Below are 13,351 nucleotides of genomic sequence, written 5' to 3' on the forward strand. Positions count from 1 at the left end.
AAGATTCTTTTTGCAGATCGATTTGTCGGGAACATGAACACGATCGCACCGCGTTCAAACCGATGTCACATAGCTCAGCTAATAATGAGAATTGCGCCTGGAAGTTTGGTCACGCGCGCGCCGAACGCCGCCTCCAGCTGCGTAACGACGCTTTCCAGCCGATCGAGCTTGAAACGCGCGGTGTAGCGACGGCGACCAAGGCTTTCATTCATCAGGAAGATATGTCCGACGCGATACCGGTTGACCTCGTCGATCACACGCGACAGCGGCTCGTCCTTGAAATATAGCTCGCCTTCCCGCCATCCGGTCACCATGGCAGCTTCAACCGAAACCAGCGGTCCCAATCTGCCGGCTGCATAGGCGACCTGCTGGTTTTTTCGCAAAGTCATCGCCGCCCCCTGCAGGGTCACCGAAACGTCGCCTTCCACGCATGTAACCGTGACGTTCGGCGCCTCACATCGCACGGTGAAATTGGCCGCATCCGCGGTCGTGCGGCCATGTCCCGCCGTGACAGCAACGCCCTTGGCGCGCGTCGCGAACGCCGCCTCTCCTGTAATCAGATCGATCCGATCGATTCCCGCGGGATCGGCACTGAGGTTCAAGCTCGTCCGTGTATTCATCTCGACGGCGCCGGTATCGGCCAGTGCGATACGACGTTGCTCACCGGTGGCCGTCCGATAGTCTGCGGCCATGTCGGTGACGGAGGGCCATAATCCAAGCGGTGGACGTGCGACCACGAATGCCGCTCCAGCCACCGATGTCGCCAACGCGCCGCCGAGAAACGCGCGCCGCCGCATCGAAGGGACTGCGGGCTTGATCGCCGTCAGCACAGCCAAGCTTTGCCCGACCGGCTGCCGTGCCATGTTCTCGAGTGCAGGACCGAACGACTGCCATCGATCGTTAGCCTCGACAAAGGCGCCGGAATGCAACGGGCTACGCGCGCACCAGCGCTCGAGATCAACCAATTCGGCCTTGCTTGCGTCACCGGAGGTGAGGCGTAAAACCCAATCCCAAGCCTCCTGCCGCACCATATCGACGTCGTCCTGTCTGCTCTCAGATCGTGCCATCGTCAAAGACTTCCCGTCGTCGCGATGCAAGCCGGCCAAGATCCAGCCTGACAAGCGGTCAGAAGCCACACGACAATTCTATGACGTTTCTCAGTCGCCATCAGTGCAATCCAAATCCGAATTATTTTCGAGCCGGGCGTCGAGAAAAACGACCGCCTGTTTCAATTCATACAGAACCGTGCGTTTGGAGATCCCGAGCTTGTCTGCAATGGCTTGATGGGTCATGCCATTCAGCCGCGACGCCATCAGGATGGCCTGCGTGCGCTTTGGCAATTGCGCGATCGCCGCCTCGACCTTTTGGAGATCGAGCCTGGCTTCGACCGTTCTCTCCGGATCCGGTGCGGGGTCGGCAACATCCGGAACCTCGTCCAGTTCATGCCGCTTCGTCCTGCGACGCTCCGCGCGCTGCTGATCCTTCGCGATATTGGCGGCCACCCGCATCAGGAATGCCGGCGGACTACGCACTTGGCCGGCATCGCCGGGACGATCCAGGCGCAACCACGTCTCATGCAGCGTTTCGCTCGCAATGTCCTCAGATCCGAACTGTCGGATCAGACGCTTCCGAAAATCGTCATAACGAAGGGTCAGCAAATCCCGCAATGCCGTCCATGTCGTTCCCGTCATAGACCGACAGATCCTCAAGCCATCCGGCAAAATACACGGGCAGCCGGCGCCGCCCGCAACAAGAAGCCGCGCTCGACTATCACTCTTTTATGACAGATCGACTAAACTGCTGACCTAGCCGCTGCAGTCACCGGTGCGATCCGGCGACCGCGCACCGATGCTCAGGATGAATGGCTGGGGGCTGTCGGACGGCGGCGCCATCCGTAGAGAGACGCCACTTAGTGCTGCGACCACGGCGCGATCCCTTTCCGCGTCTCCGGTCGAACCGACCAGGGATGTTCGCTGAAACACGCCCGATGGCGCGATCCAGATCTCGACGGCTACCTTGTACGATCCGGGTCGCGTCAGCTCACCGCGGCACAGCGCATCGACGACCCCTCTTTGAAGCGCCGTCATGAACGGGAGCCCGCGCGCTGCGGCCGGACCGGTCAACGCCGCTTTCTGTTGCGGCGCCGGCACGATGATGAAGGCGTCGGAATCGGTGCGGCGGGCGATCAATCCGGTTGCGGTCAGGAGTTGAGCCAATGCGGAAGCGGGCGTGAAACGACCGGTGACAGACTTCGCAGTCAAGCCCGCCGTCAGCGCAGTCTCATAGAAGACCTGTGTCCCGCTGGTCCTGATGTAAACGTCGAGAGCCGCATCAAGTGGCTGCGCCGCGATATCATAGACGCGAGACGGCGCTGTCTCCTCAGCGCCGGAGTGACCCGCTGCGGAAACCAGCGCGAGAACCAGCATCACAACGAAACACGCGGCTCGCCGGTCAATCCAGGTCAACTCAGGCCTCACATCCCGACTTGTTTAAAACTGCCAGAAGTCAGTTCATATAGAAGCCGACATCGCGAGGTCAAACACGGTCTACGGTTGCCCATATGGGACGCATATCGAAATTTGTGTCCAGGGCCGCCCCTATCCTTCTACTGGAGATGCGAAGAGAGTCGGGGTTTCGCCACCGTTTTCTGACAATAGAATCCAGCCTGTCGGCGAGATATGTCACGATACGAAGCAAGCGCGCATGCGAAACATGTCGAACGACACCGACATCTCGAAAATTCTCTTATAGAGTGACGGCTGTTACCCTTGCGATCAAAATTGCAGGCGGAGACCGGCGCTGGCCTTGAGGATGTAGCTGTTGCCGAAGTCACGGAACGGTGTGTTGCCGGAGAGCTCGCCATAGAACGTGAGATTCTTGCGCCAGGTCACGCTCGCACCCAGGCCGAGTTCACCCCACAAACGTTCGTCGGCATTGATGATGGGTGTTCCCACGACCAGAGTGCGCATGCCGTCGAGCCATTCATAGCTGACATTGGCGATTCCATAGATGCGGCTGCGGCCGCCGTCCCATGCCCCCTGATGATCGAACGCAATGCCCCAGCGTGTTTTCAGGCTGTCGTTCTTATCGGTCGCCACGTCGGCACCCGACGGATCAATGAAGCGGTCGAACCGGACATTGGAATAGACCATCTGGAATTGCGGCGTGATGCCAAACCTCTCGCCGAACGAGATCCGCTTGCCTGCTTCAATGCTGAGCGCCTCGCCGTTGCCGCCATTGTCGTGGGTGAGCGAGCCGAGAAGTCCGGAAGTGAGGTTGCTGCTATACCGGTTGACCTGCGCCTGACCGTCGACATAGAAGCCCGTGACACCGTACCAGGTCAATGTTGCGCCAAGGCCGTAGCCGTTAGTCTTCAGCGCGCCGTTGCCGAACACCGAGTTGATCCGGCTGTTGGCCTCGCCATAGGAGACGTTGACGCCTGCCACCAGGCGCCCACTTGTGTCGCTATCGACAAGCACCCGATCAGCCCCCGCCTGCATCTTCCAGGTATCGATGTTCTGGTCCAAACCGGCCGTCGACATCGCGGAATTATTGAAGCGCCCCTGAGTGCCTTCCGTTCGGCCCCAAATTCCGTTGCCGTCGCCATTGGCGCCGGGCCCCCAGATGCGGTTACCAACGCGTTGCTGCAGCGTCGGCAGAGTGTTGAGCGACTGCAGATTGGAGCCGTAGGCCTCATAGACAGGCACACCGGGCTGATAGAGCGGCATCGCGGCGGAGCCGCCCGGTTCGCTCGGCCTGCCCGGATCTGTCAGGGCGGAACGTAGATACCAGTCGCCATCCGTGGGAGTGGAGACGCCGCCTTGATAGAGACGATAGGCATAAGCACCGGCAATCACCGCCGGAGCGCCCTGGAAGACATAGTTACCGTTGAGCACAAAAGTGCCGTTGGATGCACCTACGACATCGATGATCCTGATGCCGTTCACGGTTTGCGCACCAAGGCCGCCACGGTTGATGATGCTGACCTGCGTAGCGCCTGAGGTCGTGCCGTTCACCACAAGGCGGCTGGTCTGCGAATTGTCGTCGCCCAGAACAGTCGCTATTTCAAGGCGTCCGCCATTGCTGGCATAGTTGCCCTGGACAGTGAGCGTGCCCATGGCATTGCCATAGCCCGGCGCGATGACGCCGGTATTGACGACGCTCCCGACGCTGCCCGTGCCCACGAGCCGTCCGGAGGTATCCACCAGCATGTTGCCGCCCAGCACGCCGTTCACCGCCAGCGTGCCGGCCGAGACGGTTGATGCGCCGGTAAAGCCAGAGCTGTCCCCGGTCAGCGTCAGCTGACCGAGGCCGAGCTTATTGAAGTTCGATGAGCCAGAAAAATTTGTACCGATGGCAATATCATGCGCGTTGGTATCGAACCACGCGCCTCCGGCTCCCACCGTCAGTGCCCCGAACCCGTTCAGGAAGTTGGCTTCATCTCGCGTCGCCCGCAGAATACCGCCGTTGAGGTCGAGGATAGCAATGGCACCAGCTCCTCTGATCACCGAGCCGGTTTCGACAATGCCGCGTCCGGTAGCGTCGCCGTTGAGATGAAGCGTTCCACTGCTCGTGAAGCCATTGGCGATATGAACATCTTGGCCCACGCTCACGAAGCCTCCCTTACCAACGGTCATCGCGCCGATGCCATCGCGACCAACATCAATGCGGTCGGTCGCAGTTAAGCTTGAGACGTCCCCTGTGCTGCTTGAGACGTTGACCGTGCCCGTGCCGCCGTTCATGTAGCCGATATAGATAGAAGCAGCGCCGCCTCCGGCTGTACTCGTAGCCACCGCGGCGCCGTCCACGACGTTGAGTGTGCCGGTGCCCGAGAAACCCACGTAAATATTGTTGGCAGCGTTCCAGGTCGAGACGTTGCCGTTGGTGTCGCGGCCTGAGACGGTGGCCGTGCCTTCGCTACCGCCTCCGTAGCCGATAAGAGCCTGCCCACTGTTCACTAGCCCGCCATTCAGGATGTCGAGCGTGTTGTTTCTGCCGTCTATGCCAACATAAATCTGGTTGGTAACGTTCAAGATCGAAGCATGTTGGTTGATGTCGCGGCCCGTGACCGTAACTGCACCAGTACCACTGCTATTGTTGCCGATAATGACCAGTGTACTGTTGACCATCCCACCGTCTTGGATGGCGAGCGAGCCTTGGCCGCTGTCACCAACATAAAGCGTGCCAGTATTGGTCCAGGTCGAGGCACGACCGCTACCGTCATGGCCCGAGACAGTGACATTGCTTTGGCTGCTGGCCCCGGCGCCGATATAGCCGTCGGCATTGCTCACCTGGCCACCATTTTGGATGATAAGCGTGCCGTTGCCGTCCTGCCCCACAACGAGGTCACCGTTATTGGTCCAGGTCGAGGCATTACCGCTACCGTCGGTGCCCGAGACGGTGACCGTTCCCTGGCCGAGAGCGCCGTTGCCGATCAAGCCGGCGCCATTGGTCACGGTGCCGCCGTCTGTGATATTCAGCGTGCCCGTTGCCGTATTGCCGACAAGGAGATCGGTGCCGACCATCCAATTCGGCGTTTGAATGGTGCTTACGTCTGGCGATAAATTGCCGGTGCCTGACACCGATTGCGCAGCTGCCGGTCGCATGCCGGCAATGGCAGCGACGAGCGTAACAATCGCTGTGGTGAGAAACAGGGATCGGCGGAAGCTGACGACACCGGTGCCGCCCTTTGTCGTGCGTCTCATCGCTTTTGCGACGCTCCCCCGCCAAGCGTTCGCCGATTGGCGGAGAGCAGCTGCCTGCCTAACTAACTCCACCACCGAGACGCGACGCGCATCTGGTAAAGCCCGAGTGAATGACAACTCGAATCATTGCCATAGGCCCCATTCGAGTTGGTCAAGATTAATCCCGGGTTACTGGTTGGAGCATACGGTTAGGCTCTGGCTATGCCGCGATAAGACTCCGTCGGGGCTGTTGAAGCGCTAGCGTGATCATGGGCCTCTGCGAGCGGGATTTCAGTCATCAGATCGTTGTGGACGCGTCGTTTCTCCTGCAAGAATAAAACGAGCATGGAAGGACAATTTACTGACGAGCTTGTGTCCTGTCAGGGTCGGGACGGGATCGGGCTCGGACGCGTCCGCCCCCTCCGGACGCTCGACTGGCACCGGAACGGCTGGCCCCTCCCGCATGACGCCACCGGGAAAACGCAAGCGCGTGTACTCGCACGCGCTCGGGTCCTTACACTCGTCGATAATTACAATTAGCTGGGCGATGGAGTCGACCGAATAGATCCCGACCAGATCACGGGGCTCGATCAAACGAACAACGTGGGCGGGCGTGCATCTCACCGGCCCCGACAGGTCTCCCGCTTGGACTATATCAGAAACCGTCGGGAAATCACCAATGCAAATTGGGACTTACGCGCTTCTGAAAGGACAGCGAATGATGGATAAACGCCAAAGTGCCGCTGTGCGCCCATCAGCAAAAGCCAAGCCCGACTCTAAGCGCCGAAATTCCGCTAAAGGCTGGTTGCCCTTCCCGTCTAGTTGCGGTTGGATAACGACGGGCTCGGGGATTGCGCGTATGGGTCACCTACAGACCGCGAGGAACCTATGAAACCGTTACTCTGCATTCTGTCAGCGTCCGTCCTCCTAAGCCTAAGCGCTTCGGCCCAAGCCGCCGGCACACCTCAACAGCGGCGCGCATGCCGAGAGGATGCGATGCGGTACTGTCGCGAGTTCGTTCCCCGCGTTTCAGCCATCACTCGCTGCATGGAGAAGAATATCGGCCGCCTCAGTCCTGCCTGTCGAGCGCAGTTCAAGTAGGCGCTGGACATCTCAGTCTCAGTTCTGCTTTATGCAAAGGGCTGAGGCTTACCGCGAATTGGTAGTTGGCTTCTTTTTGACAGAAGCCGTGAGGCCATCGTGGAGAACTGCCATGCGCGATATCAAGCAGAGACTGGAAAAGCTTCGCACCGACGCCGAAGAATGCATCCTGATCAGTAGACTCGCCACCAATCCGACAAAACGACAGACATTTGAAGCCTTGGCCGCCGAATATCAAACGATGGCCCGTCATCTGGAAACGATCTTCGCTTCCGGCGAAATTCCAGGTGACCTGGGCGTCTAAGAGACGCGCTCCACCGTAAGCTCGTGCGAGCTGCCATCGCGCGCGGCCCACTGGATCGACTGACCGACTTTCAGGCCGATCAGAGCGACGCCAACAGGCGTGAGAATCGAAATCCTGTTCGCAGCAATGTCAGCGTCGCCAGGGAACACCAGCGTGAGCGTGCGCCGCTCGCCCGTCTCCGACCGAAACTCGACGGTTGATCCCATCTGGACAACATCCATCGGCACCGAATTGGCAGCGACTATTTCTGCTCGTTCCATCTCGGCATGCAGCGTCTCGCCTACGTCGGCGAACGGTCCGGTTGCCGCATCGGCCATTTCTGTAAGACGTCGGTGATCGACATCGCTAACGACAATATGCGGTTTGTTGAAGTGAGCAGAGGATTCCATCATGACGCGAGCCTTTAACGGCATCAGCGCACGATGCGCTGGCCGAATGTCAAATCGAGAAGAAGGGATGCGCCTGGAAGTAGAAGTTGCCAGTTACAGCTGGTCGTCCCCGTCAGCTTGGGGCGCTCCAAGCTTTAGGGCAAAAATTCCGCGATGGGAAAGATCCGGAATACGAATGAATTTCGCTCGTTCATCCCACCACCCTGAGCACTCTGAAAAATTTGTCAAGAGATCGCGATGTCGCGCCGCCACCGATTAGCGTCGCTGACGTTTAAAAGATATCAGACGTAGCGATCAACGGACCGACAGGGATCGAATCCCTTGCCGGCAAGTTTCAGGTCTATTCGGCTATTCCGGAGGACCAGGTGCCAATCAGCAAATCTCTCATCGCGCTCGCCGTCGCTCTTGCCGTTTGTTTTGTCGTCGCGACGCTAGGTGCGAAGGTCACAGCGCCTCAAATACCGACATGGTACGCAGGCCTTCAGAAGCCATCTTGGACGCCACCACGCATCGCGTTTCCGATCGTTTGGCCGATCCTATATTTTATGATGGCAATCGCCGCCTGGCGGTTTTGGGAGGCACCTGCCTCGAGCCTACGTACGACGGCACTCGTGCTATTCGCCGTTCAGCTTGCACTCAATGCCGCGTGGTCGCCGATTTTCTTTGGCTGGCATGGAATTCTCAGCGGACTGATAGTCATCATTCTGCTGGATGTGGTCTTGGCCGCGACAATCATCGCGGGCTTTCAGGTGGACAGGATCGCAGCCATCCTTCTCCTGCCCTACATCGCTTGGACTCTGTTCGCGACGGCCCTCAATGGCCGAATATGGACATTGAACTGAAAGGTGCCGGCCTGTTTCCGGCAACAGTGGCCTAGTTTGAAAAAAGTGATGGCCTCATTTGAAAAAAGTACTCCCAACACTACATCGTCAGCACTCGGCATCAGAGCCGAGCGAAAGGCGGTGCCATGCTTAAGATGGTTCTCCAAATGCCGGGAACAACACTGTAAGTGTCCCAGTTAAGGGTCCTCCGGCTTAAGTGCAGCGGCCAAATGAGCCTGACCGGACGGTCAGCGTGCTGTTAAACCTTGCGCAGGTTTCTCATTAGGGGCGCGAGGAACGTGCTGGAATTGGCTACTCCAGCGCGGCAAATGATAAATCTACAAAACATATAAGCCAGAGGCCGCCTCAGTGGGCGGCCTCTTTCATAGTTGGGTGAACCTGACCAAGGAGCGTTGATCTCGTCATCGGAAGCTCGTTCGTTAAAAACTTTCGTAATTCGCCAAGGCCCAAATTTTAAACTCGTCCATCTTAGGTGTCCAAACATCGAGTTTAGTCACCGACCTTATAATCATGCATGCGGCGGCACCACGAGTGACAGTCATTTCCGGCGCGCCTCCATGCTTGATCCAATCGCGCTCAAGATTCAGGATGCTTATCCAATCTTTCCTATCAAACTTCGCCAGGGCGCGCGGCTCGTCTCGCAGCCATTGAAACAAATGGGCGATGCGGCGCTGGCGGCATTAGTCTGACGCGTCGCGGCCTGAACGAGCGTTACATGTAATACACGATCCGGAATTTCCATCAGGCCGCCCCGCCCGGCTCAGGTCATCCTGAGAAGTAAGCAGAAGCAAGAGAGGCCGCTCGGCATCCAAGCGACCTCCTCTTTTTATTCTAGGGGCCGATCGTCGTCTGTCGACGGATCGGACTTCGGCGTGCAGATGTCGCCATCATCGTCCGGCTCTTGCTCCTTCGCACTGTCTTTTGTTTCTGGCTCGGGCTTGAGGTCATCGACAATCAGTGACTGAGTTTTGCGTAAGATCACCTTTGAGCCTCCAACTGCGTTCTTAGAAGTCGAACGCCGGGGCATAGCGAGCGTTCCGACTTACGAAGTCCCGCGGCACATCGCCGCGACAGTCATCCCATCTGCCTGGCTCCCTTTGGCCCGACAAGGAACTCAGAAACAACATTGCACGTCTCGCAGATGAACTGCCGAATGTCGGCCTTTCGATCCTCGGGGTGTGGGCGGATTGAAACCAACCTCCGGCGCCCACCACACGTTGGGCAAATGACTAGATCCTGCCGCGTCCATTCCTCCTCCAAACCAGACTCCCCCGCTTACTTACGGGGATACCTCTAATGCGCGAATGTTCATTTTTTCCTAATGGCCACAAGCGGTCGCCGGCGACCGAATGCCCGCCTCGCTCGAAGTCCCGCGGCACGTCGCCGAACCGACCCAGGATGACGGGTTCGTCGAACTCGCCCCAGCTAAGATCTCCAGTGCGACTGAAGGCAATGGCGCCTCCCCTCGACGAACGGTAGCTGCGGTCCGAACAGCGGGATGTTGACCCGGCTATCGTGCTCAGCGAGCTTGCGGTTTGCTACACCGGACTGCGCCGCGACGATGCAGCCGTACTCAGCACGCAGCACATCAAGAATGGCGTTATCTCGATCGACGCAAAGAAGACCGGAACGCGCGTGGCGATCCTCGTGCTCGATCTGCTGCAGAAAACACTGGACGCTGGTCCGACCGGTGACCTGACCTTCATCGCGACGAAGGACGGAATGGCATGACCAACGAAAGCGTCGGTAACACGTTGCGTGACGCCTGCCGCGCCGCCGGCATCAAGAAGTCGGCGCACGGACTTCGCAAAGCGGCGGGGACCAGGGCAGCCAATAACGGTGCTGCCGAAGCGCAGCTCGAGGCGATCTTCGGATGGGGAGGGCGGCAAAATGGCAGCGCTGTATACACGCACAGCCAATCGCCAGAAGTTGGCAACGGGAGCGACGACCGCGCTAGACAGAACCGAACAGGAAGCTTCTATTCCCTCACCTCATGGGAAGGTACGGGCGTCACGCGAAAAATAATAACGATTTCAATTCCGTTTTCTGGAAATGGTGGGGGAGGCAGGACTCGAACCTGCGAAGCCATAAGGCGGCTGATTTACAGTCAGCTCCCTTTGCCACTCGGGACACTCCCCCGCTCGACGCCATCGCACCATCCGCCCAAAAGGGCATGCACCCGAACGGGTGCTGGACGGCCTTGGATGACGTGGAAACGCGCACCCGCTCAGCGGGCTCCCGGCGGCGCTGGTTATCGGGAAGCCGACGCCCAAAGTCAACCGATCATGACGGATTTATCCGCCCCTCCCCGCTTCATTGTTCCCAAACGCAAATTGCCATTCCCTGGCCCCCATGAGACAAGCCCCCATGAGCGATCGAGACCGCAAGCAACGATTCCAGCAGGGCCCGCAGAAGGGCCGCGATTCCGGCCGGAATCAGGACCGATGGCAGGACAAGGGGCAAGGCCGCGCCGACCGTGGCCGACGCCCGCCCCGCCACGGCCGCGATGGCGGCGACGGGCCTGCGATCCTCTACGGCTGGCATCCCGTGACCCTCGCACTGGCCAATCCGAACCGGACGATTCGCAAATTGTGGCTGACCGAGAACGCTGCCCGCCGTCTCGCCGAGGAGCACATCGCCACCAGGGTCACGCCGGAACTGGTGCGCCCGGAGATCATCGACCGCCGTCTCGGCCCGGATGCCGTGCATCAGGGCATGCTGGCCGAAGTCGATCCACTGGAGGCCCCGGATCTCGACGACCTGCCCCACGACGGCATGGTGCTGGTGCTCGACCAGATCACCGATCCGCACAATGTGGGCGCCATCCTGCGCTCGGCTGCCGCCTTCAAGGTGAATGCCGTGATCACCACCAACAGGCACAGTCCGGAAGCCACCGGCGTGCTGGCGAAATCGGCATCCGGTGCGCTGGAGCTGGTGCCGATCATCGCCGTGCCCAACCTCGCCCGTGCGCTGAACCAGCTCAATGATCAGGGCTTCATGACCGTCGGTCTCGACAGCGAGGGCAGCGAGAATATCAGCGCGGTGCCGCTGAGCGCGCCCCTCGCCCTCGTGCTCGGTGCCGAAGGCAAGGGCTTGCGCCAGCTGACGCGCGACACCTGCAGCGCGGTGGCGCGGCTCGACATGCCCGGTGAGATCAAGAGCCTCAACGTGTCCAATGCCGCCGTGCTCGCACTCTATATCGGCGCCAGCAAGCTCGGCCTGATGAGCTAGGCTCACGCTGTCATGCATAATGGATCGGAAAGCCGATCCACACCTTGCGGACTCATGCGGAAAACAGAATGCCCGCCTGCATCGCTGCAAGCGGGCATCGATCCATTCCTTATTGGCGCATGATTTCGTCCGGCAATCGGTCTCTGATTGTCGGGTTACGCTCTTGCCACGACCGGATCAGTAAGCGCGGCGCAGCGGGCGCTGATACTGATGGTGATAGCCGTGACGCGATCCGTAAATCACGCGCGGCTTGGCGTATCGCTGCGCATAATAGCTGCGATGGCCGTAGCCGTAACGCGCGCGCGGACGCATGTTGTAACCATAGCGATAGCTCGAACGGCCATAATATGGCAGGCGCGGCGTGAACACGACCGGACCGCGCACGGCTGGCGCGTAACCATAGCCGTAGCTGTAGTGATCGTACGGATTGGCATAGGGGCCGCCATCATAGCGTGGATAGCCGCGCCAGCCGATGGCGGTTTCCTGATAGGTCGGGACCGGTGCGAACTGGCCGGGACCGCCATAGGTCGGCCCCTGATTGGCGTAGTAGTACTGCCGCGTCACCGGCACCGGATCCGGCAGCGGCACATAGCCGGCATAACCATAGCCCGTGCCGTAATAATTATAGGTGCCGCCGCAGGGCGAGCAGCCGCCCGCATAGTAGCCACCGCCGGCCATTGCAGGCGATGCTGCCGCACTGACGGCAGCGACGGCAAACGCCGCAGCCCATTTTGAAATCGTGATACGCATGACGCACTCCTGTCGGTGTTTTCTTGTTTGGTGATGGAAATTCGCCTCAGCGCTGCTCCAGCGGCGGCGCCACGATGACCGGTGGCGGCGTCATCGGAACATCGTTGTGCCCCATCGGGGCCGATTGCGCCGACCAATGTTCGGAGAAGCTCGGCGCCGGCTCTGGCAGCTTGCGATTGGCCGGTGGCTCGATTTCGAGCCGCCCATAGCCGGGCGTGCGGCCGAGGCTCGGATAATAGTGACCGACATTCGGCACCGGATCGACCGGCCGGCCGCCATAGATGGTCGGCTGCACATGGACACGGCGCTGCAGCCCCCAGTCTCCCTCGATCACGCGATAGGACGCATCGACGCCGTTGATGATCACAGGCACGCCCGGCCGTCCGGGAATGACGATATTGAATCCATCGGCCGCCGCAGCCGGCAGCGTGGTGGCGATGGTGAGCAGCAGTGCCGGAATGACCCGCATGATGGTGTCCTGCATTGATGGCGGTAGGATAATCGAAGCCCCGGCAGGATGGGTTAAAGGCGGGCTCTAAACTGCCGGTAAGCCTAACGCGCTAGCGTGCAATCGAGTTCAAATGCCTGGAATCGTAAGGCGTTTCCGTTAACGCATGCGCCGTGGCGATGGCCTTTGCCAAGCGGGGACCGCACTGGGCCGGAACGATGTCGCATCTTGCGGATTGCAGCCCCCGCATGGTCTGATCCACGCGCACCGAAAGTCCGTTCCGCCATCCCATCACTTCCGGAGAGCTCCCATGAAGATTCTCAGCGCCGCCATCATCCTCTCGACGCTGGTCGTCACACCCGCTTTCGCCGGGCACGGGAAGCATCATCGGCATCACCACCACCACGCCGAAACCTTCGTCTTCGCAATGCCCGGCCAGCCCTACCGGATCAGCTATCTGCACAATTACGGTCCCGGCCTGACGCCCGGCACCTTCGCCTATTACGATGGTCCGCTGTCGCGCCGCTGCAAACAGTCCGCCGCCGCCTATCGCGGCCAGGATGGCCGCGCGCATCCCTGCTTCTGAGGCACGGAACGAAAGC

General features: G+C 59.8%; 12 protein-coding genes, 1 tRNA gene and 2 pseudogenes. 6 read left to right on the forward strand and 9 right to left on the reverse strand.

Going from position 1 to position 13,351, the window contains the following annotated elements:
* Positions 1–74 precede the first annotated feature (74 nt).
* The 5 genes and pseudogenes from E0H22_RS17335 to E0H22_RS26075 all read right to left on the reverse strand — a co-directional run.
* Positions 75–1,067, reverse strand: a complete 993-nt coding sequence (locus tag E0H22_RS17335) for a FecR family protein (protein WP_233022237.1) — start codon at positions 1,065–1,067, stop codon at positions 75–77.
* Positions 1,068–1,157: 90 nt separating this feature from the next.
* Positions 1,158–1,667 carry an RNA polymerase sigma factor gene (locus tag E0H22_RS17340; protein ID WP_233022238.1) on the reverse strand — a complete coding sequence of 170 codons (510 nt, stop codon included), beginning with the start codon at positions 1,665–1,667 and terminating at the stop codon, positions 1,158–1,160.
* Between the two features lie 138 nt (positions 1,668–1,805).
* Positions 1,806–2,465, reverse strand: coding sequence for a secretin and TonB N-terminal domain-containing protein (locus E0H22_RS17345; protein WP_233022239.1), 660 nt, complete (start codon positions 2,463–2,465; stop codon positions 1,806–1,808).
* A gap of 309 nt (positions 2,466–2,774) precedes the next feature.
* Positions 2,775–4,340, reverse strand: a pseudogene (locus E0H22_RS26070) (autotransporter family protein); the annotation flags it as partial.
* Positions 4,341–4,667: 327 nt separating this feature from the next.
* A pseudogene (locus tag E0H22_RS26075) lies at positions 4,668–5,705 on the reverse strand (hypothetical protein); the annotation flags it as partial.
* A gap of 1,192 nt (positions 5,706–6,897) precedes the next feature.
* On the opposite strand from E0H22_RS26075, the gene E0H22_RS17355 reads away from it, so the two are divergent.
* A complete protein-coding gene (locus E0H22_RS17355) occupies positions 6,898–7,089 on the forward strand; it encodes a hypothetical protein (protein ID WP_233022241.1) in 192 nt (63 codons plus the stop codon).
* On the opposite strand, the gene rnk is transcribed toward E0H22_RS17355, so the two are convergent.
* Positions 7,086–7,406, reverse strand: a complete 321-nt coding sequence (rnk, locus tag E0H22_RS17360; RefSeq protein ID WP_233022242.1) for a nucleoside diphosphate kinase regulator — start codon at positions 7,404–7,406, stop codon at positions 7,086–7,088. The genes E0H22_RS17355 and rnk overlap by 4 nt on opposite strands.
* A 437-nt stretch (positions 7,407–7,843) precedes the next feature.
* Between rnk and E0H22_RS17365 the strand changes: the two genes are divergently transcribed.
* From E0H22_RS17365 to E0H22_RS17370, 3 genes are all read left to right on the forward strand, one after another.
* Positions 7,844–8,320, forward strand: a complete 477-nt coding sequence (locus E0H22_RS17365; protein ID WP_233022243.1) for a TspO/MBR family protein — start codon at positions 7,844–7,846, stop codon at positions 8,318–8,320.
* Between the two features lie 557 nt (positions 8,321–8,877).
* A complete protein-coding gene (locus tag E0H22_RS25950; protein ID WP_283818735.1) occupies positions 8,878–9,009 on the forward strand; it encodes a hypothetical protein in 132 nt (43 codons plus the stop codon).
* A gap of 826 nt (positions 9,010–9,835) precedes the next feature.
* Positions 9,836–10,051, forward strand: a complete 216-nt coding sequence (locus tag E0H22_RS17370) for a site-specific integrase (protein ID WP_233022244.1) — start codon at positions 9,836–9,838, stop codon at positions 10,049–10,051.
* Positions 10,052–10,373: 322 nt separating this feature from the next.
* Here the strand turns inward: E0H22_RS17370 and E0H22_RS17375 are convergent.
* Positions 10,374–10,459, reverse strand: a tRNA-Tyr gene (locus E0H22_RS17375).
* Positions 10,460–10,687: 228 nt separating this feature from the next.
* Between E0H22_RS17375 and rlmB the strand changes: the two genes are divergently transcribed.
* A complete protein-coding gene (gene rlmB / locus E0H22_RS17380; protein WP_233022245.1) occupies positions 10,688–11,551 on the forward strand; it encodes a 23S rRNA (guanosine(2251)-2'-O)-methyltransferase RlmB in 864 nt (287 codons plus the stop codon).
* Positions 11,552–11,728: 177 nt separating this feature from the next.
* Here rlmB and E0H22_RS17385 read toward each other — a convergent pair whose 3' ends face one another.
* Both E0H22_RS17385 and E0H22_RS17390 read right to left on the reverse strand, forming a co-directional pair.
* Positions 11,729–12,301 carry a hypothetical protein gene (locus E0H22_RS17385; RefSeq protein WP_233022246.1) on the reverse strand — a complete coding sequence of 191 codons (573 nt, stop codon included), beginning with the start codon at positions 12,299–12,301 and terminating at the stop codon, positions 11,729–11,731.
* A gap of 46 nt (positions 12,302–12,347) precedes the next feature.
* Complete coding sequence (locus E0H22_RS17390) at positions 12,348–12,770, reverse strand: hypothetical protein (protein WP_233022247.1); 423 nt, start codon at positions 12,768–12,770, stop codon at positions 12,348–12,350.
* Between the two features lie 289 nt (positions 12,771–13,059).
* Between E0H22_RS17390 and E0H22_RS17395 the strand changes: the two genes are divergently transcribed.
* A complete protein-coding gene (locus E0H22_RS17395) occupies positions 13,060–13,335 on the forward strand; it encodes a hypothetical protein (RefSeq protein ID WP_233022248.1) in 276 nt (91 codons plus the stop codon).
* The last annotated feature ends 16 nt before the right edge of the window (positions 13,336–13,351 follow it).

Origin of the sequence: Rhodopseudomonas boonkerdii (assembly GCF_021184025.1) — a bacterium.
In the GTDB taxonomy this organism is placed as follows: domain Bacteria; phylum Pseudomonadota; class Alphaproteobacteria; order Rhizobiales; family Xanthobacteraceae; genus Tardiphaga; species Tardiphaga boonkerdii.

What these genes read in the sequence shown, in the direction of transcription:
- E0H22_RS25950 (WP_283818735.1), top strand. Translation starts at nt 8,878, where the DNA reads ATGCTTGATCCAATCGCGCTCAAGATTCAGGATGCTTATCCAATCTTT.
- rnk (WP_233022242.1), bottom strand. Translation starts at nt 7,406, where the DNA reads ATGGCCGATGCGGCAACCGGACCGTTCGCCGACGTAGGCGAGACGCTG.
- E0H22_RS17395 (WP_233022248.1), top strand. Translation starts at nt 13,060, where the DNA reads ATGAAGATTCTCAGCGCCGCCATCATCCTCTCGACGCTGGTCGTCACA.
- E0H22_RS17390 (WP_233022247.1), bottom strand. Translation starts at nt 12,770, where the DNA reads ATGCGGGTCATTCCGGCACTGCTGCTCACCATCGCCACCACGCTGCCG.
- E0H22_RS17385 (WP_233022246.1), bottom strand. Translation starts at nt 12,301, where the DNA reads ATGCGTATCACGATTTCAAAATGGGCTGCGGCGTTTGCCGTCGCTGCC.
- E0H22_RS17355 (WP_233022241.1), top strand. Translation starts at nt 6,898, where the DNA reads ATGCGCGATATCAAGCAGAGACTGGAAAAGCTTCGCACCGACGCCGAA.
- rlmB (WP_233022245.1), top strand. Translation starts at nt 10,688, where the DNA reads ATGAGCGATCGAGACCGCAAGCAACGATTCCAGCAGGGCCCGCAGAAG.
- E0H22_RS17335 (WP_233022237.1), bottom strand. Translation starts at nt 1,067, where the DNA reads ATGGCACGATCTGAGAGCAGACAGGACGACGTCGATATGGTGCGGCAG.